The organism is Halorientalis salina (assembly GCF_005049285.1).
GTDB lineage: Archaea > Halobacteriota > Halobacteria > Halobacteriales > Haloarculaceae > Halorientalis > Halorientalis salina.
The window spans coordinates 39,829-64,347 of record NZ_SOSC01000003.1 but is presented as its reverse complement, the minus strand read 5'-3'; the positions used below and the strand labels follow the sequence as shown (position 1 = coordinate 64,347).

At 66.2% G+C, this 24,519-nt stretch carries 24 protein-coding genes; 16 read left to right on the top strand and 8 right to left on the bottom strand.

Features of this window, described 5'->3' with window-relative positions:
• Window positions 1–12: 12 nt before the first annotated feature.
• From E2481_RS07420 to E2481_RS07410, 3 genes are all read left to right on the top strand, one after another.
• Window positions 13–1,182 (top strand): DUF5305 family protein, encoded by a 1,170-nt coding sequence (locus E2481_RS07420; protein WP_136716509.1) that lies wholly within the window; start codon window positions 13–15, stop codon window positions 1,180–1,182.
• A 203-nt stretch (window positions 1,183–1,385) separates the two neighbouring features.
• On the top strand, window positions 1,386–2,486 hold the full coding sequence (locus tag E2481_RS07415) for a M20 family metallopeptidase (protein ID WP_136716508.1): 1,101 nt from the start codon (window positions 1,386–1,388) through the stop codon (window positions 2,484–2,486).
• 37 nt (window positions 2,487–2,523) lie between these two features.
• Window positions 2,524–3,063, top strand: a complete 540-nt coding sequence (locus tag E2481_RS07410; protein ID WP_136716507.1) for a hypothetical protein — start codon at window positions 2,524–2,526, stop codon at window positions 3,061–3,063.
• Between the two features lie 36 nt (window positions 3,064–3,099).
• Here the strand turns inward: E2481_RS07410 and E2481_RS18650 are convergent, their stop codons facing one another.
• A complete protein-coding gene (locus tag E2481_RS18650; protein ID WP_169302395.1) occupies window positions 3,100–4,626 on the bottom strand; it encodes a chemotaxis protein CheC in 1,527 nt (508 codons plus the stop codon).
• A 276-nt stretch (window positions 4,627–4,902) separates the two neighbouring features.
• Here E2481_RS18650 and E2481_RS07400 point away from each other — a divergent pair, with 276 nt between their 5' ends.
• Together E2481_RS07400 and ubaA are read left to right on the top strand one after the other, a co-directional pair.
• Window positions 4,903–6,408: a carboxypeptidase M32 gene (locus E2481_RS07400; protein WP_136716506.1), complete on the top strand. Its 1,506-nt coding sequence runs from the start codon at window positions 4,903–4,905 to the stop codon at window positions 6,406–6,408.
• 60 nt (window positions 6,409–6,468) lie between these two features.
• Window positions 6,469–7,311, top strand: coding sequence for an SAMP-activating enzyme E1 (gene ubaA, locus E2481_RS07395; RefSeq protein WP_136716505.1), 843 nt, complete (start codon window positions 6,469–6,471; stop codon window positions 7,309–7,311).
• Window positions 7,312–7,315: 4 nt separating this feature from the next.
• On the opposite strand, the gene E2481_RS07390 is transcribed toward ubaA, so the two are convergent.
• Complete coding sequence (locus E2481_RS07390; RefSeq protein WP_136716504.1) at window positions 7,316–8,881, bottom strand: spermidine synthase; 1,566 nt, start codon at window positions 8,879–8,881, stop codon at window positions 7,316–7,318.
• A 155-nt stretch (window positions 8,882–9,036) separates the two neighbouring features.
• On the opposite strand from E2481_RS07390, the gene E2481_RS07385 reads away from it, so the two are divergent.
• Window positions 9,037–9,414, top strand: coding sequence for a DUF5658 family protein (locus tag E2481_RS07385; protein WP_136716503.1), 378 nt, complete (start codon window positions 9,037–9,039; stop codon window positions 9,412–9,414).
• 12 nt (window positions 9,415–9,426) lie between these two features.
• On the opposite strand, the gene E2481_RS07380 is transcribed toward E2481_RS07385, so the two are convergent.
• Complete coding sequence (locus E2481_RS07380) at window positions 9,427–9,837, bottom strand: desampylase (RefSeq protein WP_136716502.1); 411 nt, start codon at window positions 9,835–9,837, stop codon at window positions 9,427–9,429.
• Window positions 9,838–10,770, bottom strand: a complete 933-nt coding sequence (locus E2481_RS07375; RefSeq protein WP_136716501.1) for a cobalamin-binding protein — start codon at window positions 10,768–10,770, stop codon at window positions 9,838–9,840. It abuts the gene before it with no gap.
• A 132-nt stretch (window positions 10,771–10,902) separates the two neighbouring features.
• Between E2481_RS07375 and E2481_RS07370 the strand changes: the two genes are divergently transcribed.
• The 4 genes from E2481_RS07370 (at window position 10,903) to E2481_RS07355 (ending at window position 14,193) form a co-directional block, all read left to right on the top strand.
• Entirely contained in the window at window positions 10,903–12,633 is a 1,731-nt protein-coding gene (locus E2481_RS07370) for a sensor histidine kinase (protein WP_136716500.1), read from the top strand.
• A 69-nt stretch (window positions 12,634–12,702) separates the two neighbouring features.
• The gene (locus E2481_RS07365; RefSeq protein ID WP_136716499.1) at window positions 12,703–13,317 is read left to right on the top strand and encodes a DUF6663 family protein; all 615 of its coding nucleotides are present in this window, start codon (window positions 12,703–12,705) and stop codon (window positions 13,315–13,317) included.
• Between the two features lie 43 nt (window positions 13,318–13,360).
• Window positions 13,361–13,711 carry a hypothetical protein gene (locus tag E2481_RS07360; protein WP_136716498.1) on the top strand — a complete coding sequence of 117 codons (351 nt, stop codon included), beginning with the start codon at window positions 13,361–13,363 and terminating at the stop codon, window positions 13,709–13,711.
• Window positions 13,712–13,752: 41 nt separating this feature from the next.
• The gene (locus E2481_RS07355) at window positions 13,753–14,193 is read left to right on the top strand and encodes an acyl-CoA thioesterase (protein ID WP_136716497.1); all 441 of its coding nucleotides are present in this window, start codon (window positions 13,753–13,755) and stop codon (window positions 14,191–14,193) included.
• Window positions 14,194–14,202: 9 nt separating this feature from the next.
• Here E2481_RS07355 and E2481_RS07350 read toward each other — a convergent pair whose 3' ends face one another.
• Window positions 14,203–14,823: a hypothetical protein gene (locus E2481_RS07350; protein ID WP_136716496.1), complete on the bottom strand. Its 621-nt coding sequence runs from the start codon at window positions 14,821–14,823 to the stop codon at window positions 14,203–14,205.
• Between the two features lie 90 nt (window positions 14,824–14,913).
• Here E2481_RS07350 and E2481_RS07345 point away from each other — a divergent pair, with 90 nt between their 5' ends.
• The 6 genes from E2481_RS07345 to E2481_RS07325 all read left to right on the top strand — a co-directional run bounded on the left by E2481_RS07345 (window position 14,914) and on the right by E2481_RS07325 (window position 20,635).
• Complete coding sequence (locus tag E2481_RS07345) at window positions 14,914–16,092, top strand: MBL fold metallo-hydrolase (protein ID WP_136716495.1); 1,179 nt, start codon at window positions 14,914–14,916, stop codon at window positions 16,090–16,092.
• Between the two features lie 119 nt (window positions 16,093–16,211).
• Entirely contained in the window at window positions 16,212–17,840 is a 1,629-nt protein-coding gene (locus E2481_RS07340) for a DUF7282 domain-containing protein (protein WP_136716494.1), read from the top strand.
• Between the two features lie 92 nt (window positions 17,841–17,932).
• Window positions 17,933–18,706, top strand: a complete 774-nt coding sequence (locus E2481_RS07335; protein WP_136716493.1) for an SDR family NAD(P)-dependent oxidoreductase — start codon at window positions 17,933–17,935, stop codon at window positions 18,704–18,706.
• A 174-nt stretch (window positions 18,707–18,880) separates the two neighbouring features.
• Window positions 18,881–19,684: a helix-turn-helix transcriptional regulator gene (locus tag E2481_RS07330; RefSeq protein ID WP_136716492.1), complete on the top strand. Its 804-nt coding sequence runs from the start codon at window positions 18,881–18,883 to the stop codon at window positions 19,682–19,684.
• 146 nt (window positions 19,685–19,830) lie between these two features.
• Window positions 19,831–20,202: a DUF7344 domain-containing protein gene (locus E2481_RS19290; protein ID WP_443670009.1), complete on the top strand. Its 372-nt coding sequence runs from the start codon at window positions 19,831–19,833 to the stop codon at window positions 20,200–20,202.
• A 109-nt stretch (window positions 20,203–20,311) separates the two neighbouring features.
• Window positions 20,312–20,635, top strand: coding sequence for a hypothetical protein (locus tag E2481_RS07325; RefSeq protein WP_136716491.1), 324 nt, complete (start codon window positions 20,312–20,314; stop codon window positions 20,633–20,635).
• Between the two features lie 44 nt (window positions 20,636–20,679).
• Here E2481_RS07325 and E2481_RS07320 read toward each other — a convergent pair whose 3' ends face one another.
• The 3 genes from E2481_RS07320 to E2481_RS07310 all read right to left on the bottom strand — a co-directional run bounded on the left by E2481_RS07320 (window position 20,680) and on the right by E2481_RS07310 (window position 24,421).
• Window positions 20,680–22,050 (bottom strand): MFS transporter, encoded by a 1,371-nt coding sequence (locus tag E2481_RS07320; RefSeq protein ID WP_136716490.1) that lies wholly within the window; start codon window positions 22,048–22,050, stop codon window positions 20,680–20,682.
• 96 nt (window positions 22,051–22,146) lie between these two features.
• Entirely contained in the window at window positions 22,147–23,349 is a 1,203-nt protein-coding gene (locus tag E2481_RS07315) for a carboxypeptidase-like regulatory domain-containing protein (RefSeq protein WP_136716489.1), read from the bottom strand.
• A gap of 100 nt (window positions 23,350–23,449) precedes the next feature.
• Window positions 23,450–24,421 (bottom strand): sugar kinase, encoded by a 972-nt coding sequence (locus tag E2481_RS07310; RefSeq protein ID WP_136716488.1) that lies wholly within the window; start codon window positions 24,419–24,421, stop codon window positions 23,450–23,452.
• Window positions 24,422–24,519: the final 98 nt, after the last annotated feature.

Sequence of the window (24,519 nt, the reverse complement as noted above, 5' to 3'; positions counted from 1 at the left end):
GCCGGATATCGGATGAGTTCGGACTTGATCCTGAGAGTGAGGTACGTCTGTGGCCGATACGGGCGCGGGATAATTGCGGTACTGGTCGTCATCAGTGCCGTCGCCTTTGCCGGTGTCGCTGCTGGAGTCACAGCACCACCGGACACGCGACAGGAGACGGTCCAGGGTGACCAACAGACAGTCACCACTACGCTCACGACACAGGCTACCGTGACCGGTGAGACGCCACTGTACGCGTCAGACTCGACGCTGACCGACATGCCGGTGTATCTGCCGTCGGCGACGCCGAACCTGACGTTTATCGCGACGACCGACGTTCCGAGCGTGGAGACGGCCGTCACACAGCAGGTCGTCCTCGAACTGACTGCGACGCGGAACGGAGCGGTGTTCTGGCGGAACCAGACGACGCTGGCCGCGGAGACACAGCAGGTAACCGAGGGAGAGGCCCGGACGAGCGTCACGCTCGACGTCTGGCGACTTGCCCGTGAGCGACTGGCCGAAATCGACGCCGCGACCGGTGACGTCGGACAGGTACAGGCACGCGTCCACGTCGACGCGACCTACGATACAGGGAGCCACACTGGGCGCACGAACGCGAGTACACCCCTCACCATCACGGATCGCGCATACGAGCTCGACACCCCACAGACGGACCAGCAGCGCCACGCCACGGCAGTAACCCAGACGGTTCCCGTGTCCGGGGCGACTGTCGTCGTCCCTGGGACTGGCCTGTCTGTTCCAGGCAACACCGTCGGCTACGCCGGTATCGGCGTGGTCGCCATCGTCGGGGCGATTTCCGTCTTGCTGACCCGCCGGCAGATCGGGGATTTCGAGGCGTTTCAGCACCACTACGAAGGCGTTCGCTACGCGGAGTGGATCTCCCGGGGGAAAATACCCGATACGGGGTCGTACGTTCGTGTGCCAATCGAGACGTTGCTCGATCTCGTCGACATCGCGATCGACTCAGAAAAACGCGTCATCCACGACAACTCGCGCGAGGTGTACGCCGTCGTCGACGACAACATCATGTACGAGTTCCGTGACGAGGACACCGGCTCTGGCCGGATGTACGAGTTCGGGCTCGCACCGATCGACACGACGACACAAACACTGGAGCAGGAAATCTCGGAGGCAGAAGCCGCAGTACAGAACGGCGAAGATAGCGGCGCTCCCCAGTGGTAACTCGGTCTCGAGTCAGATCTGTCTGAGACGGTGGTGATAGATCCAGTTTCACGACGAACACGAATGGGTCCCCAGGCGCGGACTCGATATTCGGTACGACCTTCCGGAACACCCACACGACCTGCGTGCGGTCGATGGGGGCCGTTCGATAGCGGTCTGTCTGACCCACCACCTTCTCAAGCCGTCGCGTCCTTCCGACAGGCATGACCGACGTCCGCGAACTGACGCGCGAACTCGTCTCGATCCCCAGCCACGAATCCGAGGTCGCGGTCGGGGATTTCATCGAGCAGTGGCTTCGCGAGCACACCGATGCCGAGGTCACCCGGGACGACGCCGGGGCCGACGAGGCCCGGGGCGGCAATGTCATTGCCCACAAGGGAACAGGAGAGCCCTCACTCGCGCTCGTGGGGCACCACGACGTGGTACCGCCGGACGACTCACAGGTGACCGAGGACGGCGGCTACGTCCTCGAGGAACGGGATGGCCGCCTCTATGGCCGCGGGACGGCGGACATGAAGGGGGCTGTCGCGGCCGCGATGTGTGCGTTTCGGGCGGCTGAGCCGACCGGCGAACTCGTCTTCGCCTCCTTCGTCGGCGAGGAGGTCGGCGGCGTCGGCGCACGCCATGCGATCGACGACGGGTTCGCGCCGGACTACGCCATCGTCGGCGAGGGGTCGACTGGGTACTCGGGCAAGGGCGTCACCGACGTAGCTGTTGCCCACAAGGGCAGGCGAGGGAGTACCATCACGGCTCGCGGCGAGGCGGCCCACGCCAGCGAGGTCGAGCAGGGCGAGAACGCGATCTACCGCGCCACGGACGCCGTCGACGCGGTTCGGGACCTCGACTTTCCCGAAACCACGGTCCTGGGCCACGTCCTCGCGGGGAGCGTCGCCGTCACCGAGATCGAGGGCGGGAGCGCGTGGAACGTGATTCCCGAACGGTGTTCGGTGACCGTCGACGAGCGGACGGTCCCGGGCGAGCGGGCCGACCTGGAGCGCGTCGAAGCCATCGAGGGCGTCGAGTGGACCGTCGACCAGGACCTGCCGCCGATGGCCTGTGGCGACCCCGACTTCGCCGACGCAGTCCTCGACGCGGCGACCGCGGCACAGGATAGCCAACCCGAACACGTCGTCAAGCCCCACGCCACCGATGCCGGGTGGCTCTCCCAGGCGGGAACGGAGTGTGTCGTCTGTGGCGTAGCCGAGCCGGGCGAGGCACACACTTCGACGGAGAGCGCGTCGCTGGCCGTCATCGAGCGGTGTTACGAGATCTACCGGCAGGTCGCCGAGTCGTTCGGCGAATGAGAACACGGACGGTCGTCGAGTCCGTACCGACACGCGAATGGACTGCTCCCGTCGCCGCTTCCTCCGGACCGGTGCGCTCGTTGTCGGGAGCGGCGTGCTCGCCGGCTGTGCCGGGACCGCTGATAGGACCCCTGGCTCCGAGACGCGGGTGTTTCGGTCTCGCCGGGAACGCGGCGCTGCCGACGCAATTTCGGTTTCGGAGACGTTCGACGATCGGTACGCGTATCTCGACGCCTCGGACGCGGTCCGGCGGAACGGGACGGACGCGGACCCGATGCCGTTCCGACGGTGGGCTCGGCTGCAGTGTCTCACGCTCGGTGCCGGCCGCGTCCGCGAGCGGGTCGTATCCCGAACCGAGACCGGCCTGATGCTCGTGCACGGACCGCCCGAGGAATCGCTCGAACTGACCGTTCGGGTGATGCCGATGGTCGACGACGACGGAACGACGGACGCGACTCCCGGAACGGCGTTCGAGTCGATCGTGGCAGCCGCGCCCCGGTCGGTGACCGCGACCGTGTCACTGCAGGCACGGACGACGACCGAAACGATCCCGGTGTGGGTCGAAGCGACCGCCTAGAAACGGTGTTTCCGGTCGTGCCGACGGGACCGCCGATCAGAACAGGTCGTCGGGGTCGACGTCGGTCTCGTCGCGGCGCTCGACCATCAGCGAATCCAGCGCCTTCTCCAGTTCAGCCTCGTTGGGGAGGGCGTGGATCTTGCAGTTGAAATCGAGTTCGTCGGTGTGCATCGCCGATTCGATGCTGAAGGCGTGGGTCTGGAACTGGCCGAGCTGGTCGGTGAGGATCTCCATGAACGCCGCTTCCATCTCCTCGGCGAACTCCGGCGGGGTGTGGTCGACGCTCGTCTGCAGGACGTTCGCCCAGCCGTCGATGAAGCCGCTGGTCATGATGTTGCCCAGTTCCTCGATGGCGCTCTCGTGCATCTCCGTCAGCCCGTCCTCCTCGCCGGGGTCGACCGGCATCATCGCCTCGGCGATGTTCTTCGCCGAGCGCTCGTCGAACATGATGACCAGGTAGCCGCTCGGCGTCCCCTCGAACTCGCCGGTGGTGCCGACGTAGTCGCCGTCTTCTAAGTTCTCGGGGATGTCCTCGATGGGCGTGAAGGTGATGCCGGCGATTTCGGTGGTCGTCTCGATGCCGGTCATCGTCGTGACGCGCTCGGCCGCCGCTTCTGTCCCCTCCTTCGTCAGATCGGAAAACACCGAGAGCTTGTCCAGCGAGACCGAATCGGCCCCGTCGTCCTCCATCCCGAAGCCGAAGTCGTCGTCGCCGGCCCCGAAGTCCCCGCTTTCGCCGTCATCGCCGAAGGGTCCGTCGTCGTCATCGTCGTCAGGAACGCCGAAGGGACTCTCGCCTTCGTCGCCACCTCCGCCGAAGGGACTGTCTGCCTCGGTGGCCTCTTCGTCAGTATCGCCGCCGCTTCCGAATGGGCCGTCGTCGCCGTCGTCGGCCGCGAACGGTCCGTCCGACTCGCCGCTGCCCTGATTGAAGCCGAAGCCGCCCGCGTTCTCCGCGTCGCCGCCGCTCTCCGCGGCCCCCGTTTCTTCGGGCTCCTGTTCGGCCTCCAGCACCGTCTCGATGGACTCCCGATCCGGGATGAGATAGATGTCGACGCCGACCGTGTTGTCGCGCCAGGTGACGGTGCTGCCGAACGCGAGGACGCTGTTGGTGTCCGGCCCCAGCGACTCGACCTCGAAGGCGTCGAGTTCGGGGGCTTCGAGGTACGTCGGCGGCGAGGCGTCCAGACCCGTCTCCAGGTGGTCGCCCCACCCGGTCATGAACCCGCCCATCATGATGTTTGCCAGTTCCGTGACGCTACTCTGGGCCATGGACTCGCTCGCGCCCGCCCCGACGAGTAACTCCGTAACCGTCTCGATACAGTCCTCGTCGAACGTAAAGAGGAGCGTCCCGGAGAGTTTCCCGTCGATCTCGAAGCTCACGCCCTCCGTGGTGCCGCCCTGGATGTCGGCGGTGATGTCCGCCCGGTCCGCGACCATCAGCTTCGTGATGTCGATGACCGTCGGCGTGTCGACCATCTGTTCCAGCGCGTCGCTGGCCTCCTGGGCACCCTCTCGGGTGAGGAGGTTCAGCGTCTCCAGTGAGTCGATGTCTACGTCCATCGGTGCGTAGTCGTGGACCTCCCTCCCTCGGCGATACCTCGACGGTTGTAACGGTACAGCGACCGCGTCGGGACTGCCCGACCGACAGCGCCGAACGGACTCGATACCGCTGAAATCGACGTTCCGTACATGACGATGTTCCCCGCGAACCTCTCAGTAGATCAGCGTAGTTTTATCATATGTCTTTCCCCACTGTTATCAAAGATAGTACTGCTGCTGCCGGGGAGTCACCGCGCGGCGCGGTCCTTTTTTACGCTGGACCCCGACAATCCGACGATGAGTGAACACGCTGCCGCCGAAACCGCCGAGACATACGAGCAGTTCACCGAGCACGTCAGGCGGATGACCAACGTGGGCAACGCCGCAGGCATCCTGAACTGGGACCAGCAGGTGATGATGCCCGACGCGGGCACGCCCGCCCGGTCCCAGCAGACTGCCGCGCTCTCGACCGTCCACCACGACATGCTCACCTCGTCGGACCTGGCCGACTACCTCGACACGCTCGATGCGGCCGACCTCGACGACGACCAGCAGGCGGTCCTCAGGGAGGTCCGACGCGACCACGAGCGCGCGACCCGGGTCCCGGGCGACCTCGTCGAGGAGATCTCCGAGACCACCTCGAACGCCCTCCCGACCTGGAAGCAAGCCAAGGGGGACGACGATTTCGAGGCGTTTGCGCCCACCCTGGAGAAGATCGTCGAGCTGAAACGCGAGTACGCCGAGCACATCGACCCCGACCGGGACCCCTACGAGGTGCTGTTCGAGGAGTACGAGCCGTATCTCGGCCTCGACACCGCCGAACGGGTCCTCGAACGCCTCCGCGAGGAACTGGTCCCGCTCATCGACGAGATCGCCGACAGCGACGCCGAGCTTGCCGATCCCTTCGAAGGCACGTACGACGAGGACGCCCAGGAGGAACTGGTCCGGGAGGCACTGGACACGCTGGGCTACGACTGGGACCGGGGCCGGCTCGACACGGCACCGCACCCGTTCTCGATGGGGACCCAGTTCGATGCCCGCGTCACCACGCGGTTCAAGCCCGACGACCCGCTGGACGCGCTGGGCTCGACCATCCACGAGTTCGGCCACGCGACCTACACCCTGGGGCTGCCCCAGGACGAATACGGGAGCCCTCTGGGCCAGTCCCGTGACCTCTCGGTCCACGAGTCCCAGTCACGGCTCTGGGAGAACCACGTCGGCCGATCCCTGCCGTTCTGGGACCTCTTCGCCACCCGGGTCGACGACCATCTCGGCGTCGACGCCGCGCCCCGCGAGTTCTACGAGGCGGCCAACCGGATCTACCCGGACAACCTCATTCGCGTCGAGGCCGACGAGCTGACCTACCACATGCACATCATCCTCCGGTTCGAGATCGAGCGCGATCTGATCAGTGGCGACTTAGAGGTCTCGGAGGTCCCGCAGGTCTGGAACGACAAGATGGAGGAGTATCTCGGGGTTCGACCCGACAGCGATGCCGAGGGCTGTCTGCAGGACATCCACTGGACGCATGGCAACTTCGGCTACTTCCCGACGTACTCGCTCGGAAGCGTGCTGGCCGCCCAACTGTTCGCCGCCGCCGAGGACGACCTCGATGATCTGGAAGGTGATGTCGAGGAGGGGGACTTCGACGGCCTGCACGACTGGCTCACAGAGAACGTCCACCGCCACGGCTGCCGGTACACGACCGACGACCTGATCCGCGAGGCCACGGGCGAGTCGTTCACCGCCGACTACTTCATCGACTACGCCACCGAGAAGTTCGGCGACCTCTACGAACTGTAGGACGGCCAGGCCGGCGCACAGCACCCGTCCGTTTATTCGACCCCCCTCCCTACGAGGGGTATGAGCGGGCTCAATCTCGGACCGGAGCAACTCGACCGGTTCTCACGGCACATCATCATGGACGACGTCGGCCCAGACGGCCAGAAGGCGCTGCTCGACGCGAGCGTCCTGGTCGTCGGGGCCGGCGGGCTCGGCTCGCCGATCATCCAGTACCTCGCGGCCGCGGGCGTCGGCCGCCTCGGCATCGCCGACGACGACGAGGTCGAACGGAGCAACCTCCAGCGGCAGGTCGTCCACGCCGACGCCGACGTGGGCCGCCCGAAGGTCGACAGCGCCGCCGAGTACGTGACCGACCTCAACCCCGACTGCACCGTCGACCGCCACCAGACCCGAATCACGGCCGAGAACATCGGCGACCTCATCGACGACTACGACTTCGTCGTCGACGCCAGCGACAACTTCCCGACGCGGTACCTCGTCAACGACGCCTGCACGCTCGCGGGCCAGCCGTTCTCCCACGGCGCGATCTACCGCTTCGAGGGCCAGGTCACCACCTTCGCCCAGGACGAGGACTCGCCGTGCTATCGGTGTATGTTCCCCGAGGCACCGCCGGCGGGCACCGTCCCCGACTGTTCGGAGGCCGGGGTGCTGGGCGTGCTTCCTGGTACTGTGGGCTGCATCCAGGCCACCGAGGTCGTCAAGTGGATTCTGCGGGAGGCCGACCTCCTGCCGGAGAGCGAACTCCTCGACGGTCGGCTCCTCTTCTACGACGCCATGGACATGAGCTTCGAGGAAGTCCCCATCCAGCCCAACCCGGACTGTCCGGTCTGTGGCGACGAGCCCGCGGTCTCCTCAGTCGCGGAGGTCGAATACGTCGAAACCTGCGCCATCGGCGCGGAGTAACTCCCTACCCAGTCACGTTCGTCCCGTTCGTCTCCTGAATCACGTACTGCTGGCCGGCCATCGGGTCCAGCAGGCTGTCGACCGGTGCGCGGTCGTCCCGGAGCACCGGCACGTCCCCGGTTTTTTCCTCGTGGCGGTAGTTTTCGATCTCCGCACCCAGGTCGATGCCGATGTCCCGCGTGCGGTTGCGCTCGCGGAGCTGGGCCTGCGTGACCCGGTCCGGACTCTTGGTCGCGATGACTTCGACGTTCTGGACGACCGCGCCGCCGACGGTCGGGTAGCTGTACACCTGTGGGAACACCTGTTCCATCGTCTTGTATTCGGCCCGGTAGAACTCCGAGGCGGGGCCGCTCGGGGCTGAGATGAGGTTCGCGAAGAGGATCCCGTCCTCGCTCAGGCGGCTGTCGGCCAGCCGCATGAACTCCTCGGTGGTCAGGTGGAACGGGACCTTGTCCTTCTTGTAGGCGTCCAGCACGATGAGGTCGTAGGTCCGGTTGGTCTCGCGGAGGTACTTGCGGCCGTCGGCGTTGTGGATACGCAACTGGTCGGACTCCTCGACCTCGAAGTACTCCTTCGAGACGCGGATGACTTCGGGATCGATCTCGACGACGTCGACGGTCGCGTCGTACTCCTCGGCGAACCGTTTGGGGCCGGTGAAGCCGCCGCCGCCGACGAACAGGACGCGGTCGATATCGTCGGGGTCCTCGGCGTAGAGGTAAGGCAGGTGGAAATACCGGGTGTACTCGAAGACGTGGCGGGTCGGGTCGGACTTGTCCATGGCGCTGTGGCGCTGGCCGTCCAGGAACAGCGTCCGGGTGCCGCCCGCGTCGGCGACTTCGAGTTCCTGGTAGGGCGTCTGGGTCTGGTAGACGACGTTGCCGCCGGTCGAGACGCCGACGAAGCCGCTCCCGAACGCACCGACGAGCAACAGCGTGACGCCGGCACAGGCGTACAGGGGCTCCCGGGGCATCGCCGGCACCAGGAGGCTCACCGCCGTTCCGACGAGCAACAGGCCGAAGACGAAGCCGATCTGTTCGATGCTGAGCGACGGAATGAGCAGGAACGTCGTCCCGAACGCGCCGAGGATGCTCCCGACCGTGCCGACCGCGTAGACCCGGCCGGAGGCCTGCCCGACGGCGTCGGTCGGCGAGAGTTCCGCGGCGTAGGGGCTGATGAACCCGAGCAGGTACGTCGGCGGGCCGAAGAGCAGCGTCACCGCGGGCAGCGACGCGAACCGGCTCGGGAGGGGAACGGCCGTCGCCGCCGAGAGTAACAGGTCGCTCGCGAAGATCAGGACCGCGACGTACGCCGCCGTCCCCAGCAGCAACCAGACGAGCCGTTCCGTCGTCGCCCGCTCTGCGGCCCGTTTCCCGCCGTAGTGATAGCCCAGCGAGAGCGCCGCGAGGAAGACGCCGATGATGCTCCCCCACGTGTAGATGCTGCTGCCGAACTGCGGGGCCACCATTCGACCCGCGAGGATCTCCAGGCCCATGCTCGCGACGCCGGAGACGAACACCGCGAACTCGACCCCGTTCACCCGGCCGACCGATCGGTCTGCCAGTGCTCCCATCTACCACTCCCTTCCGTGTGTTCGGACTTTACGTTGACGGGCCCCTCTCCGCCGCCGATCGCCTCCTCGCCACTCCTGTTTTCATTCGTGATATTACGACGCGTAACTTTATACCGGGAATTCGCCAATCGATGGGTAACAGGGATCTTCGCGCTATGTCGACCTCACGAGCCGGAATCGAGTTCGGGAACGGGTTCTTCGGGGCTCAGCGGCTGGGCTACGCCGAGTTGGTCTTCGCCCAGATGTTCGTCTGGGGTCTCGGGGACGCGGCCTCGACGCTGCTGGCGTTCTCGATCTCGGGCAATCTCGCACTGGAGGCCAACCCCATCGCGCGGACGGTGTTGCTCCACGAGCCGCTGCTTCTGCTGGTGTTGAAGGGGGCCGTCGCCGCGGTCGTCGGCATCACGCTCATCGAGTTCCGGGACACCGTCACGGGGGTCCCGCTCTGGCGGGCCTGGATGTTCGGCGTCCTCGCGCTGGGGACTGCCGTCGTCTTCTCGAACTTCTACGTCGGCTTCTCGATGCTGGCCTGATGCGGGCCGTTCTCACTGTACGGCGACGATCTCCTGTCTGAACCGCTCGCCCGTCCAGCGCCAGGACCCGACGTAGGGGGCGGTTCCGTCGAGGACGACGATAACGTAGCTGTACCCCTCCCAGGTCGCCCGCGCCCGGTCCGTCGGACTCGGTTCCGATGGTCCCGACGGATGCGAGTGGTAGAACCCGACGACCTCCCGACCGTCGTCCTCGATGCGATTCATGACCGCGAACTGCTCCTCGGGGTCGACGGCGTACTCGGTTCGGGGGTCGCTGGCCGCGTTTTCGGTCGGGTGGCTCCGGACGGCAGTGCTCTCTTCGGCGTCGAACTCCCCGCCAAGAATCCCGCACGCCTCGTCGGGGCTCCCCTCGCGGGCGTGGTCGACGACCTCGTCGTAGACTGACTGGGACAGGACCAGCATCTACGCGACGAGTTCGGCCAGCGGCCGGGCAGTGTCGGTCGGCGGTGCCTCGAACAGGTCGGGGTGGATCAGCGCCGCCAGGTACTCCAGGGTCTCGACCAGCCGCGGCCCCGGCCGGTTGACGTAGTGGTGGCCGTCGAGCGCGTAGGCCCGTCCCTCCCGGACGGCCGTCAGGTCCGCCCAGCCCGGGCGGTCGGTCAGGTCGGCGAGGTTCTCGACGGTCTGGTCGAGTTCGAAGCCACAGGGTGCGGCGACGAGCACCTCAGGGTCGTATTCGCGGATCTCGGCCCACTCGCGGGGTTCTGACCGGTCGCCCGGAGCGGCCAGGCCGTACTGCCCGCCGGCCAGTTCGACCATCTCGGGGATCCAGTGGCCCGCGACCATCACGGGGTCGAGCCAGTCGAGCACGGCGACACGGGGCCGCTGGTCGACGCGGTCCTCGACGGTCCGCTCGACGGCCGTGACCCGCTCTCGCAGGTCGGCGACGAGGGACGCAGCCTGGTCGGTGTGTCCGATCGCGTCCCCGATGCGACGGATGTCGGCGAACACGTCGTCGAGACTATGGGGGTCGGTCGTCAGCACGGCGGCGTCGATGCCCGTCCGCTCGATGGCGTCCTCGACGAGCACCTCGTCGACGGCACAGACGTCACAGATGCCCTGGGAGACGACCAGATCGGGGTCCAACGTTGCGAGCGTCTCCGTGTCGATCTCGTAGACGCCGTCGTCGTCCTCGGCTTCGGCGACCTGTTCGTTGATCTCTTTGCTGGCGGCCTCGGCGTCGACTCGCGAGCGGTTGACGGCCGGTTTCTCGGCGGCCTCGGGCGGATAGTCGCACTCGTGGGAGACGCCGACGGGCTCGGCCCCGAGCGCGTAGACGATCTCGGTCGCCGAGGGGAGCAAACTGACCACGTCGGGTGCGTTGTCAAGTGACATTGTCGGAGCTCGGTCGTATGCACGTCCGGGCGCTCGGGGCATGAATCTGCTGGGGGCGCGCCGACGTGACGGGGGCCTTCGGGGGTCACCAACCCATGCGTATTTATCGTCCCCATCTGTACCCATGCTATCGTGTCGTGGCAATTCACGGTCTATGCCTACCCGCTCGTGTTTGCCACGGTCGTTTCCGCCGCGCTCGGTGGGTACACTGTCCGATACATCGCCAGACACGGCCGGGACGACACGACCGTCGTCTTCCTCGCCGTGAACGTGGGGCTCGTCCTCTGGTCCGGCTTCTCGACCCTCAAACTGCTGAGCACCGACCCGACGATCAAACTCCTCACGTACAGGCTGCTGTACTTCGGCGTCTCGCCGCTCGGTGCGCTGGCTCTCCTGTTCGCGCTCGCGTACACCGACCGCAGGCAGTGGCTTCGCCCCTCGGTCGTCGCGGGCCTGTTTCTCGCCCCGGTCGCCTACTGGGTGCTTCTGTTCACCAATCCCGCTGATCTCGCCATCGAGGCGACACGGTTCGTCGAGGTCGACGGGCTCACCGTGCTCCGGGTCGACACCGGCCCTGCCCATCTGCTGTTGCAGTACGGGTACAGCGCAGTGCTCGCCGCGCTCGCGCTCGGACTCATCGGCACCGAGGCCGCTCGCCTCGGGCGGACGTACCACTCGCAAGCGGTCCTGCTGGGTCTCGGCGTCGCGGCACCGATACTCTTCGAGTTCCTCTCCGGCGCAGCGGTCCCGCCGTTCGATCCCGATGGGGTGAACCTGATCCCGAGTTCGGCCGCCGTCACGTCGATCACGCTCGGCCTCGCGATATTCAGGTACCGACTGCTGGACCTGCCGCCGATCGCTTACACGACGGCGATGGCGGACTCGCCCGACGGGGTACTGGTCCTCGACTCGGCACACGGGATCGTTCACACGAACCGGAGCGGCCGTGAGATACTGGACCTGCATGGCGAGTCCGATCCGTTCGACGTCTCGTCACTCGGCATCGACCTCGAGGCCGAAGCGAACGACGTCGTCGCCGTCGACGCGGCTGATGGGTCGCGACTGTTCTACAGCGTCCGGTCCCAGCCCCTCGAACGGCATCGGCGACTCGACGGCTGGGTCCTCGTCTTCAGGGAGGTCACCGCACAGCAAGAGCGCAAGCAGGAACTCGAAGCCAAAACCCGGAAACTCGAACTGCTCAACCGGATCGTCCGGCACGACATCCGCAACGACATGAGCGTCGTCCTCGGGTACGCCCCCTCGATCGCCGAGGAGATCGAGGACGAGACCGCCCGTGAGCGATTCGACAGCCTGGTGACGCACGGCGAACACGTCGTCGAACTCACCGAAATCATCCGGGACCTGATGCAGACGATGCTCGACGACGACGAGACGGTCAAACCGATCCAACTCGCGCCGGTGTTGGGGCGCGAACTCGACTCCATCCGCGGAATGGACGGGGCAGTCACCGTGCACTCGCCGGCGGAACTCCCGACGGTGACGGTCCAGGCCGACGAGATGCTCGGGACGGTGTTCCGGAACCTGTTGACCAACGCCGTCCGCCATACCGACACCGAGTGCCCGGCGGTGACGATATCCGTGACCGAACACGAGGACGACGTGGTCGTCGACGTCGCTGACGACGGGCCTGGCGTTCCCGACGAGCACAAGGAGCGGGTCTTCGGTCGCGGTGAGAAAGGGCTCGAGAGTCCGGGGACCGGCGTCGGTCTGTATCTCGTGGACACGCTCGTCGAAAGCTACGGCGGCGACGTCTGGGTGGCCGACAATACGCCGCGCGGAGCCGTCTTCTCCGTTCGACTCCAGAAACCCGACGCCGTCGACTCTCCCTGGGGCGAGTACTGACCGGGCGCACGCTCCGCGACGGCTGTCGTATCCACGGGGCTTTAGGTACCGCCCGTCTACGTGTCGGGCATGGCAGCGACAGAGTCCGGGACCTACCGGGTGTTCGAGAGCGACCGCGGGGGTGAGGGTGAGGAGCTCCTCCTCGTCGAGAAGGGCGACGAAGAACCGATCTACGTACAGAGGTCGGGGTACTACGAACCGCTTCAGTCGACGGTCCAGGAGCTCGAGCCGGGCTATCTCGTCGACGCGACCCTGGCCTGGAGCGGCGAAGGGGACCCGTCCTTCGCCGAACTGGACATCGAGACCCGCACGCTCTTCGAGTTCGTCGACGGCGTCCCGGACATCTTCGAGCAGGCCAAAGAGACCTTCGAGCAGGGGAAACGCGAGGGGATGCCCATTTACTCGAACGTCACCTACGGCACCGACAGCGAGGCCAACGGCGTCATCTACACGTTCGCCAAACAGGGCGACGAGAAGGACATCTTCGCCGAGTTCAAGGACGGCCGGATGACCCTGGAACCGATGATCGACAAACTGGGCGACGGGGACGAGGAGCCACCCTTCGAGGTGTTCGTCATCCGCCCCGAGTCGACGCAGTTCCTCGTGGTGTACCTCACCCTGGAGAAAGACGGCCTGCTCGCAAACACCATCCGCGACGAGTACGACTGTCCGCGTCCCGAGTGAACAGTACATAAGACACAAACGGTCGCCGATTCTATTGCGTTCCATGTCCGTCCCGGACGACCAGTACGAGCGCATCGAGAACCGGCTGATGAGCCACGGCATCTACGTCACGGCCCTGGACCGGGACGAGGCCGCCGTCGAGATTACATACGAGACGGTCCACGCGACCGACGGAGTGCCACACCGCGACATCGGCCGGGTCGTGAACGTGCTCCGGGACTTCCGCGAAGAGGGCTGGGAGCCCGTCGACGTCCGGGGCGTCGTGACCGACCTGGACGGCGAGCAACTGGGCTCGTGGCACGCCGAGGCCGAGTGGTTCCACGAACTGGCCGCCGGGGAGATCACCGAGACGGAGTTCTCAGGGCGGGTCCTCGACACCATCGAGGAGCGGTGAGCGACACGAACGGTTAACTCCCCTGCCCGCGCCTTCCCGGCATGGACGAACTGCCAGTCGTCTGGGAGAACCGCGTTCGCTTCGAGGAGACCGACCAACAGGGCGTCGTGTTCTACGGCAACTACGTCACCTTCCAGGACGAGACCGTCTCGGCGTTCTTCCGCGAGATCGGCTACGACTACGAGGCCATCGCCGACGCCGGGTGGGACATCCACGTCGTCAACGTCGACCTCGACTACCGCGGCCAGGCGACCTTCCAGGACGAACTCGAACACGGCTTTCGCGTCGCGACCATCGGCGAGTCCAGCATGACCTCCGAGTATGCCGCCTTCCGCGCCGACGACGGCGAACTCCTCGCCGAAGGCACCGTCACTCACGTCGCCGTCGACGACGAGACTGGCGAGCCGACCCGGATCCCCGACGAGTTCCGCGAGGCGGTCTCCGAGTTCCAGGAGCGACCGCCCGAAGGGTCCCAGCCGTAGCCACGCGCCTCAACAGACCGGCTTCGGGTCGATCCCCATCTCGCCCAATCGCTCGACGTACTCGCCGTAGGCGGCTTCGACCACGTCCGCGATAGCGGTCTCGGCGCGCCCCCAGTCCTCGTCGGTCTCACAGAGCGAGGTGAGGAGGACTGCGCCGTCGTTGATGCGGTTGTTGACGTCCGTCCGAACGTCCCGGAGGACGTCGGCCTGTCGCTCCGCCCCCTCGTTGACGAAGAAGTTGATGCCCTGGAGCAGCGTGCCGTCGAGGACGAGCGACTGCCCGATGAGACCGCCCGCGACCGCCTCGACGGTCTCATCGAACGCCACTGTCGTCGTGATCGGCGCGCCGGTCGCCTCGTCGTCGAGGTCCGCGGCGAGTCGGTCGGCGTTGCCCCTCGCCGTGTCGGCCGCTGTCGTGAACGTCGCCATCGCGTCCTCGATCGCCGTCTGCTCGCCCCACTCGGCGTACAGCGTACCCACCGCTCGCTCGCTCTCGGCGATGATCCCGAGGACGGCGCTCGCTTCGAGCGTCGCCTCGGTCGCCGCGATGAGTGCCTTGTCCGAGGCGAGGCGGTCCAGTTCAGTCCGTTTTTGCTCTCGCACGCGCTCGACGAGTGTCTGGCCGTTCATGGGGTCCGCTTGGGACGCGGCGGGTATATCGGTTGCCGTGGCGATGGCCCCGGCGGACGCTTTATTCGCCCGCCGGTCCTACCGGCGTCCATGAGCGACGATCCTGATTCCGGGACCGGGGCGGACGCGCTCTCGCCGGCCGGCCTCGCCGACCGCCTGGCCGCCGGGGAGTCCGTCCGCCTGCTCGACGTGCGCAACCGCGACGAGTTCGAGACCTGGCACGTCGACGGCCCCTCCGTCGAGGCGACGCTGATTCCCCACATGAACTGGATCCAGGCCGACGTCCGGGACTCGGTGGCCGACCTCGCCAGCGATATCGACGGCGAGGGACCGATCACCGTGGTCTGTGGCCGGGGCGAGGCCAGCGCCGCCGTCGCCGAGATGCTCACGGAGGCCGGCATCGAGGCCCACAACCTCGCCGAGGGGATGGAGGGCTGGGCGCGCGTCTATCGCGCCCGCGAGATCACGGACGCCGACCCGACCGTCGTCCAGTACCAGCGCCCGGCGAGCGGCTGTCTGGGCTACATGGTCGTCTCGGACGGCGAGGCCCTGGTGGTCGACCCGCTGCGTGCCTTTGTGGACCGATATATCGAGGACGCCGCAGAACGGGACGCCGAGATCACGACGGTCGTGGACACGCACGTCCACGCCGACCACGTGAGCGGCCTTCGTGACCTTGCCGGGGCGACCGGTGCGACTGCGGTGATGCCCCGGATGTCCGTCCAGCGCGGCGTGACCTACGACGTGGAGACGGTCATCCACGGCGAGGAACTGACCGTCGGGGACGCGACCCTCGACGTGTTCCACCTCCCGGGCCATACGACCGGGATGACCGCCTTCCGGGTCGGTGACGTACTCCTGTCGGGCGACAGCCTCTTCGTCGAGAGCGTCGCCAGACCCGATCTGCAGCAGGGCGACAACGGCGCGGAGATGCTGGCCGGCCAACTCTACGAATCGCTGACCGACCGCACCGCCGACCTGCCCGACGAGACGGTCGTGGCCCCCGGCCACTACAGCGAGGGCGTGCAGCCGGCCGACGACGGAACCTACACCGCACGGCTGGGCGAGTTGCGCGAGCGCCTGCCGGTCTACGACATGAGCAACGCCGAGTTCCGCGCGCGCATCCTCCGGGACATACCGCCCCGCCCCGCGAACTTCGAGCGCATCATCGCCGCGAACCTCGGTCGCGAGGACCTCGCCGACGAGGACGCCTTCGAACTCGAACTCGGGCCGAACAACTGCGCGGCCAGCCCCTCGTTGGCCGACTGACCCTGCTCCTTTTCGAGTCGCTGCAGAAGACATTTATCAGGGCCAACAATTCCTTTGCCTGTTAACGGTCGCTGTCCGGCGGTTCCACTACAGCGGACATCGGCCGTCGCCCTGAATCCATGACTTGGACACGCGCTGCTATCCGTCGGCTCGCACTGCTGGGGGTATTGGTCGCTCTCGCCGTCGGGTTGTTCGTCCCGACGGGCGGTGCCACCGCTCCGGACACGGTGAATCAATCGGCAAACGAATCGGCGAACGAGTCCGTCGAGATGACTGCCTGGGTCGCGCCGGCGGCGCAGTTCGACTCGTTCGACACGTCGCGCGACGTTCACGCGGCGATGGAGAACGGGACGCTGACGCGGACGCGGACCCGATCGACGCGGTATCTCGATGGCCCGGTGATAGCTGATCAGGACGTCCTCGTCCTCGCCCTGGAGTCTCCGGGTGCCGTCGAGACGGTCCGCCACGCACGCGAAGGGAATCAGACCGCAACCGGAGCGTTCGCGGATCTCGTGACCGACTCGAACGGCTCCGAGTTCACGATGGTCCAGACGAATCCGACGGCGTCCTTCCACGCGAAACGAATGAACCGCTCCGGAACTGCGGCCGCGGACGCGCTGCGCGTCGTCCCGGACGAACGCAACGGGACACTGTACCTCTTCGTGGCGACCGAGCGCGCCGTGTTCGAGCGTGAATCCGACCCCGAGATGACTGCGGACCGAGGGGACGTGTTCAACGCGACGCTCGTCCTCGACGATCCGGGTCTTGGCGCCAGCACGGAGTGGGGCGTCGTCGAGCGGACGCTCGAATTCGAGGAGCCAGTCCACGGCGACCGACTGGTCTTCGGCGTCAATGCACCGTGTCACCGACTCGCCGGCCGGACCTCGGTCGCACCCGGGACGGAACTCGCGATTCGAATGGTCGCGTCGGCCGAGTACCGCCCGCTCGAAACCACGGCCGTCGTCGACCCCGATGGGACCTTCGCGACGACGCTCGATACCTCCGAACCGTACCCCTCCAACGAGTCCGTCGACGTGACCGTTTCCGGCGTCCAGCCCGACATCACTGAGGGGGTTTTCGGCCACGACGGCGGGCCGGTCGGTCTCACGTCGGTATGGGTCGACGACCAGCAGTCCAACGGGAGTGCCGTCGTGGTCGAACGCACGACCATCGGCTCGGGGAAGGGTGGCTTCGTCGCGCTCTATCCGGCGTCGGTCGCGGACGATATCGCGACTACGAAGGAATCCAGGGGCTGTGGACTGACGCAAATCAATCGCAGTCTGGCCTCCGAGCACATACTGGGCGTCAGCGAGTACCTGGTGCCCGGCGAACACGAGGACGTGACGATCCGCCTCGATGCTCCCCTCGACGAGAACCGGACGCTGGTCGCGGTTCCCCATCTGGACACGAACGGGAATGAGACGTTCGACTTCCCGGTATCCGACTCGGACGTTCGGCAGTCGGCCCTCGTGACGACCGACAGGCCGGCGACGCTGAACGGATCGCTCGTCCGGAATCGGGCTTCGGTGACGGTGGACTCGCACAACGAGACCACGACACTGGAACCGACCGCGACGGCGACAGTCACACCGAATACTTCGACCGCGACGACCGAATCGAACACCACGACTGCACCGACGACCGGAACGACAACTGGGGACGGCCCCGGCTTCACTCCGGTAGTCGCGACCCTCGCCGTCCTGGCGGTCGCGCTCCTGTGCTCCCGACAGCGACGTCAACGTCGGTAGCACCTGGGGCTAGCTTTGCTAATTCTGGAAAGTATAGCACTGATCTAGCTAATACTGGTAGATTTATTGTGCTGGCGTGTCACGGTCTTCCCATGCGACTGGAAGACAAGACAGTGTTCATCACGGGCGCGGGGTCGGGGATCGGTCGCGCGACCAGCATCCGATGTGCGGAGGAGGGTGCCTACGTCATCGTCACCGATATCGACGAGAGCGGTGCCGAGGAGACCGTCGAGCAGATCGAGGACCTCGACACCGGCGGGGCCGAGTCCCACCGGCTGGACGTGACCGAGGCCGACGAGTTCGACGCGATGGTCGAGGCCACGGCCGAGGAGCACGGCCTCGACGTCGTCATCAACAACGCTGGGACCGGCCACCCGCCCCAGAGCATGGAAGACGTCGACGACGCGATGCGGGATTTCGTCATCGACGTGAACATCAAGGGCGTCTGGAACGGGTGCCACGCCGCGCTGCCGATCATGAAAGAGCAGGGCCACGGGGCGATCGTCAACGTCGGCTCGCTGGCGTCGATCTTCGGACTCCCGAAACAGGCTGCCTACTCGCTGACGAAGGGCGCGGTCCTGAACTTCACGCGAGCCATCGCGGCCGAGGCCGGCCCCTACGGGGTCCGCGCGAACACGGTGTGTCCTGGCTTTACCGACACGCCGATGGTCCAGCAGATGCTCGCCAGCTACGACGACCCCGAGGCCGCTCGCGAGAAGATGGAGGAAGGGTATCCGCTCAAGCGCCTGGGCGAAGCCGAGGAGATCGCCGACGCGATTCTGTTCCTCGCGTCCGAGGAATCCTCCTGGGTCACCGGCCACGGGCTGGTCGTCGACGGTGGGTTCCGGACGGCCGGCGGCGGGTAAGCCGCGATCCCGGTCGTACTCGGGGTACGGACAACTGTCTCATCACTCTGGGTCTCCAGAATCACCGTCAGTAGTCGTGGTCCGTCTCGTCCGTTCGCTCGTTCGTAATCATCGCCCGGTTTCATGCCGTACTGACGTGTTCAACGGTTGGTATAAGTGCAGCCGCTGCCCACTATGCACGACATGGACACGGAGATGGACGGTGATTCGGTCGCGGCGGTCGAGTTCCTGGCTCGGTCGAAAACGCGGATTCGCCTCCTGACGGTCCTTGCGCGGGAGCAGGAACTCTCGAAAGACGAACTGCACGAGCGATTCGACGCGTCACGGACGACAATCCAACGGAATCTGTCCGCGCTCGCAGATCGCGGGTGGATTACCAGCTCGAACAGCGACTACGCGATCACGACGGCTGGCGAGTGGGTCGCTGAAGACTTCGCGGCGCTCCTCGAGACGGTCGAGGAAGCGACGCGACTCGGTCCCGTTCTGGGATCGATCGATACGACGACGTTCGACTTCGATCCCCGCCAGGTCGGGTTCGAGGTTACGACGCCGGACCCGGGCAACCCGCTGAAGATGGTTCACGAACACACTCGGGCGATTCAACAGGCGGACGACATTCGCACCCTGCTCCCGGAGACCGGTGTCCGTGCGATGAAAGCTGGACACGAGCGCACCACCGATGCGGGCGTTCCACTGCGGATGGTCGTCTCGGAACCGGTCCTTGACGTGTTCCGTTCGGACCCGGAGTTCCGCGACTACTTCGAGGACGAGATGGCCGCCGACACGTTCAGTCTCTTCGTCACCGAAACAGCGATCCCGTACTATCTGGGGATTCTCGACGACGAGGTCCAGATCGGCGTCAGCGAGGATGGCAAACCACGTGCACTCCTGTCGACGAAGTCCCCGCAGGTGTTCGAGTGGGCCGAACACACGTTCGCGGAGTACAGATCCGACGCGAGACTCGTGGATGAAGTGTAGGCGTCCGTCCCTTTCTCGTGGCTGTTCACGGTGTGCACACTGTGCAACGGGTAGCCTGATTTGGGATCTGAGCCTACGACGAGTCACATGGACGGCCGTGTTCGAACGATGATGGGAACGCGTTTGGCAGGAGGCGACCACGCATCATGACGTGTTCGCGGGCTGACGCTGCTGGTTCCTGTGTCCGGTCGGAATCTGTAGACCTCGAGACTTTGCTCACACTACTGGCCCCTGACCGTCGTCGGCAGGCCGTACTGACGCTTCTGGATTGCGAGCGTGACGTGTCTCTCGACGAGTTGTCGCGCAGGGTGGCTTGCAGACCGCTGGAATCGACGACCTGTGAGCCACCACAGTCACTGATCGACCGGATCAGAATCTCGCTGCATCATTCACACCTTCCAAAACTACACGATGCTGGCATCGTCGAATACGATGCCGGTCGCAGAACGGTCACGCTCACGACAGAATCCGCACAACTGGAACGACTGTTGGACGACGTGCAGTTCGTCAAGCAGTGAATGGCCAGGTATCGGAGTAGGCATTGATGCTATCACCCCGTCAGTAGCCACACCTGTCGGCTGGCAGTCCGGAAACGGACGTAAGTACGTCAGTGGCGTTGGTCTTCCCATGGCTGCTGACGATTCCCCCAGCACTGCGAACATCGAGGTCCGTATCTCGAAGGTGGGACGCTACTCCCGCATCGTCAAACTCGGGTTCGGAGTCATCGTCGGTGCCTTCCTCCTCGCTGTCGTCGGGCGATTGCCCGCCAACCTCGACAGCGTTCCGAGCGCCGTCGACGCCATCCTGCTCCCGCTGATCTTCGTCGGTATGGGACTCTTACTGTTCGGCATCGGCATGCATCTCCATCTGATGCACCTCAATCTCGTGAAACAGCTCCGGATGGCCGACTCCACGGAGGGTCAGTCCGCCAGTGAGGGTCCGGACTCCTGATCGCGGGACCACAGTTTGAGAGCCCGTCGCTGACTGCCCGTCTCCTACGTCGTCTCGCCGTTCACGTCCCCGGCGCTGAACCCACGGCCGAACACCAGGAAGAGTCCAGTCCCGACCAGTCCGACGACCGTCGCCAGCCCGAAGGCCAGTTCCGGCGAGTAGGCGTCGTAGAGCCAGCCCCCGACGAGCGCGCTCGGGATGGTGACGGTGTTGCGAACGAGGTAGTACGCGCCGGTGACGCGCCCGCCCGTGTTTTGCTCGGCAGGGCCGACGATGAGCGCCTTGTGCGCCGGCAATCCGGCGAAGCGCAGCCCCGAGAACGCGAAGAGCAGACCCACGATCCAGGGGTTCGCCGGCGCGTTGATGAGCAAGACGGGAAAGATCGCGTACACCGCGAAGCCGAGCGCGACCACGGGTTTGAGGCCGACGCGGTCGGCCACCCGAGCGACGGGGACCATGCTCACCAGCGCGACGACCATCTCGACGGCCAGCAGGACCCCGAACAGGGCGTCGGGCGAGAGATAGCCGACGACGGGGAGTGTGACGCTCACCGCGAGGAACTCCGTGACGACGATGACGAAGAAGACGTACACCATGCCGTTGGCGAAGCGGACGAGTGTATCGCCGAGCAACAGCGGCGGCAACGCCTCGGGCATCGCCCGCAGGTCGTCGCGGACCTGCGAGAGACCCTCGAAGGACTTGCCCAGCGTGTCGCCGCTCGCGTCGTAGAGGCGGTGCTGGACGACTGTCGCGACCAGCCCGAACGCGGCGGCGACCGCGAGCACGGCCCGAAAGCCCAGGTCGAACCCGTAAGTCGCGATGAGCGCCGCCGCCAGCAACGGCCCGACGAGGAACGCCGTCCGGCGCACGGTCTCGGTGCTGGCGAAGCCCGTCGCCAGCTGCTCGGGGGGGACGCTCTGCTTGACGATGGCGAAGGTCGCTCCAAGCCCGAAGGACTTCCAGGTCTGTGCGAGAAAGAGGCCGAGGAACACCCCGATCGGGAGGACGACGGCCTCCACATCCAGCGGGCCGAGACTTGCGGGGCCGAGCGTGACCGTCCCGAACAGCGGGGCGGCCAGCCAGACGAGGAAGCCGACGGTCGAGGCCAGGCCGAAGGCCGTCAGCGCAGCGCGCGAGCCGACCCGATCCGAGAGCGCGCCGCCGGGATAGGGGTATACCGCGCTGATGAGGTTGCCGACGCTCCCGTACAGGCCGATTGCGATGCCGCCGGCCCCGAGCAGGCTCATGTAGCGGGGCAGGTACCGACTGGTCATCTGGAAGCCGAGGCTGAAGGCGAACATCGCGGCGGAGAGGACGAGCACGTCGCGTTCGAGCGCGAAGAACTGCCGGACCGTCGCCAGCGCACTCGGTCTCTCGTCAGACTCGACGTTCGCGCCCGCCTCGGCGTCCGTCATGGGTAGTCGGTTGGTCGGCGTTCGTGTTAAATCGGGCTTCCGACGGCTCCGCGGTCTCTGTTTCACAGGGGACTCCGAGCGGCGAAAACAGGGGAGTTACCGTCGCGACATGAGGGCGACGGCCAGCAGTGCGCCAAGCAGCGCCAGCGCCGGCGTGAATCCGGGACCGTCACCGCTGCTCCCGGTCGTCGTGTTGCTCGTCGCCGTCTCGCTTCCGTTGCCGGACTCGTTGGACGGATCGATGCCGTCGATGGTCGCGGTGTCCTGGAGGCCGTCGGCCGTCACCTCGACGGCGTGCTCGCCCTCGCTATCGATGGAGAACCTGAGCTCTCCGTTCTCGTCCGTCTCGCCGACGCTCTGGCCGTCGACGGTGACCGACGCGTTCGCGACCGGCGTGCCGTACTCGTCGGTGACGTCGATGCTCACGTTCTCACCCACGACGACCCGGTCGGCCAGCGAGTCGATGCTGATGGCGGCCGTTCGCCGGATGCTGAGGTCCATGCTCGTCGACTCCTCGTCGACGTCGAGCGTCCGCATCGTCTCGTTGTATCCGTCTTTCGTCACCGTCACCTCGTACTCGTCGTTGACGGGCACGCTGGTCGTCGCTTCCCCGCTCTGGAGCGTCGACTGACTGAACTCCGTCTCCGCGATGGAGACGGTTGCACCCTGGACCGGTTTCGGGGTGCCGAAGTGATGGTCGTTGACCTGGAACGTCACCGTGACCGAATCGCTCTCGATGCCGAGCTCCTGGCTTACGTCACCGTCGACCGTGAGTTCGGTGTCGTTCCTGCGGTACCCCTCCTTGAAGACGAACAGGTTGTACTCGCCCTGTTCGATGGCTTTCGTCCGGTGGACGCCGTCGTCACCGGTCCGCTCGCTGACGACCCGGTTCCCGTCCTGCCAGAGGCGCACCCAGGCGTTCGAGACCGGGTTCCCGTCCGCGTCGGTCACTTCGACTGTCGCCGTGCCCCGCTCGGCGACGGTGATCTCGACGTCTTCGGCGCTCGCGCTCTCGACGACGTAGTTCGTGTTCCGGATGTACTCGTCGTGTGTCACGTCGATTTCGACGTCTGCTCCCGGCGGGGCGTCGACGAACGTCTTCCCGTTCGAACTCGTTTCTTCGGTCGCGTTCCCGCCGTCCCAGGTGGCCCGAACCGTCGCGTCGTCGACGGGGTTCCCGTTCCTGTCGACCACCGAGACTGTTAGTGTCACTTCCTGTGACGTCGCTGCGGTCGCGGACATGGGGATGCCCGACAGCAGGACGACTGCCGTGAGGAGTAACACGGTCGTGCGCGTCATACCCACACCGTCGGATGGCTGTCATAAACCTCTATCGGCCTCACGGTACGTTCCGGGCGAAAATAGTTTGCTGGCCGCTGCTCCGGGCCGGTGACAGCCGCTATCGACGCGTCCCGCCGGAACCCCCGGGACTGCCACCACCGAGGTCCTCGACGATACGTTCGACTTCGTCGGGCGTGACTGTCGGGACCGGCCCGGCGATCGTCCGAGTCAGCGCCGCTGTCGCGACGCCGTAGGCCAGGGCGTCACTGATGGACGCACCAGCTACCCGGCGGCTGAGGAAGCCACCGGTGAAGGCGTCGTGCTCCCCCGTCGCTTCGACGGCCGTCGTCTCGACAGTGTCGCTCTCGTGGATGGTCGCGTCGTGCCAGACCAGCGCTCCCTGTTCGCTCCGGGTGACGACGACGGTCTGGAAGTCGTACTCCGAGGCGATCTGATGCGCCATCTGCGGGGCGTCCCCGGTCTTTCCCAGGACCGTCCCCGCGTGCGCCTCGTTCGTGACTAACACGTCGACCGCGGGGAACAGCGCCGTCAGCGTCTCGCGCGCCTCTTCGACCGTCCACAGGTCCGGGCGGTAATCCAGTCCGAGAACCGACGTTCCGCCGGCGGCACGCAAGACCGCCTGTGCCGTCTCCGCGACCGTTTGCGAGAGCGCGACCGTCTCGCCGCTGACGAACACCGCCCCGGCGTTCTGGACCGCGTCCATCGGCAACTCGCCCGGTTCGGCGGTCTCGATCGGCGTCCCCTGCCGGTCGTTCCGCACGTAACTGTCCCGCGGCGTGCTCCCCGCCTCGAAGAAGGTGAGCCCCTGTCTGGCCCCGCTCGCGTCGACCCACGTCACGTCGGTCGTGATGCCGTGCCCGCGCAGGTCCGAGACGGTCCGCCGACCCAGCGGCGTGTCCGCGAGTTTCGAGGTCCAGACGCTGTCGGTCCCGAGCCGGCTCGCCGCGACCGCGACGTTGCTCGCCGCACCCGTCGTCCACACGTCCAACTGGTCTGCCGTCTCCAGGCGCGCGTCGGCCGGCGGCGACAACCGCAGCGCCGCCTCCCCGAACGTCACCAGTTCTGTCATACCGCACACATCGGATGCCGAGGGCTTAGTTGGTGGGGTGTCACTTTTTCCGCTCGGTCGCGCTGCTACGCAGTGTTCGCATCGTAAACCATCGAACG

Excerpts from the sequence above, each read along its gene's own strand:
- E2481_RS07420 (WP_136716509.1), top strand. The coding sequence starts at position 13 with ATGAGTTCGGACTTGATCCTGAGAGTGAGGTACGTCTGTGGCCGATAC.
- E2481_RS07415 (WP_136716508.1), top strand. The coding sequence starts at position 1,386 with ATGACCGACGTCCGCGAACTGACGCGCGAACTCGTCTCGATCCCCAGC.
- E2481_RS07410 (WP_136716507.1), top strand. The coding sequence starts at position 2,524 with ATGGACTGCTCCCGTCGCCGCTTCCTCCGGACCGGTGCGCTCGTTGTC.
- E2481_RS18650 (WP_169302395.1), bottom strand. The coding sequence starts at position 4,626 with ATGGACGTAGACATCGACTCACTGGAGACGCTGAACCTCCTCACCCGA.
- E2481_RS07400 (WP_136716506.1), top strand. The coding sequence starts at position 4,903 with ATGAGTGAACACGCTGCCGCCGAAACCGCCGAGACATACGAGCAGTTC.
- ubaA (WP_136716505.1), top strand. The coding sequence starts at position 6,469 with ATGAGCGGGCTCAATCTCGGACCGGAGCAACTCGACCGGTTCTCACGG.
- E2481_RS07390 (WP_136716504.1), bottom strand. The coding sequence starts at position 8,881 with ATGGGAGCACTGGCAGACCGATCGGTCGGCCGGGTGAACGGGGTCGAG.
- E2481_RS07385 (WP_136716503.1), top strand. The coding sequence starts at position 9,037 with ATGTCGACCTCACGAGCCGGAATCGAGTTCGGGAACGGGTTCTTCGGG.
- E2481_RS07380 (WP_136716502.1), bottom strand. The coding sequence starts at position 9,837 with ATGCTGGTCCTGTCCCAGTCAGTCTACGACGAGGTCGTCGACCACGCC.
- E2481_RS07375 (WP_136716501.1), bottom strand. The coding sequence starts at position 10,770 with ATGTCACTTGACAACGCACCCGACGTGGTCAGTTTGCTCCCCTCGGCG.
- E2481_RS07365 (WP_136716499.1), top strand. The coding sequence starts at position 12,703 with ATGGCAGCGACAGAGTCCGGGACCTACCGGGTGTTCGAGAGCGACCGC.
- E2481_RS07360 (WP_136716498.1), top strand. The coding sequence starts at position 13,361 with ATGTCCGTCCCGGACGACCAGTACGAGCGCATCGAGAACCGGCTGATG.
- E2481_RS07355 (WP_136716497.1), top strand. The coding sequence starts at position 13,753 with ATGGACGAACTGCCAGTCGTCTGGGAGAACCGCGTTCGCTTCGAGGAG.
- E2481_RS07350 (WP_136716496.1), bottom strand. The coding sequence starts at position 14,823 with ATGAACGGCCAGACACTCGTCGAGCGCGTGCGAGAGCAAAAACGGACT.
- E2481_RS07345 (WP_136716495.1), top strand. The coding sequence starts at position 14,914 with ATGAGCGACGATCCTGATTCCGGGACCGGGGCGGACGCGCTCTCGCCG.
- E2481_RS07340 (WP_136716494.1), top strand. The coding sequence starts at position 16,212 with ATGACTTGGACACGCGCTGCTATCCGTCGGCTCGCACTGCTGGGGGTA.
- E2481_RS07335 (WP_136716493.1), top strand. The coding sequence starts at position 17,933 with ATGCGACTGGAAGACAAGACAGTGTTCATCACGGGCGCGGGGTCGGGG.
- E2481_RS07330 (WP_136716492.1), top strand. The coding sequence starts at position 18,881 with ATGCACGACATGGACACGGAGATGGACGGTGATTCGGTCGCGGCGGTC.
- E2481_RS19290 (WP_443670009.1), top strand. The coding sequence starts at position 19,831 with ATGACGTGTTCGCGGGCTGACGCTGCTGGTTCCTGTGTCCGGTCGGAA.
- E2481_RS07325 (WP_136716491.1), top strand. The coding sequence starts at position 20,312 with ATGGCTGCTGACGATTCCCCCAGCACTGCGAACATCGAGGTCCGTATC.
- E2481_RS07320 (WP_136716490.1), bottom strand. The coding sequence starts at position 22,050 with ATGACGGACGCCGAGGCGGGCGCGAACGTCGAGTCTGACGAGAGACCG.
- E2481_RS07315 (WP_136716489.1), bottom strand. The coding sequence starts at position 23,349 with ATGACGCGCACGACCGTGTTACTCCTCACGGCAGTCGTCCTGCTGTCG.
- E2481_RS07310 (WP_136716488.1), bottom strand. The coding sequence starts at position 24,421 with ATGACAGAACTGGTGACGTTCGGGGAGGCGGCGCTGCGGTTGTCGCCG.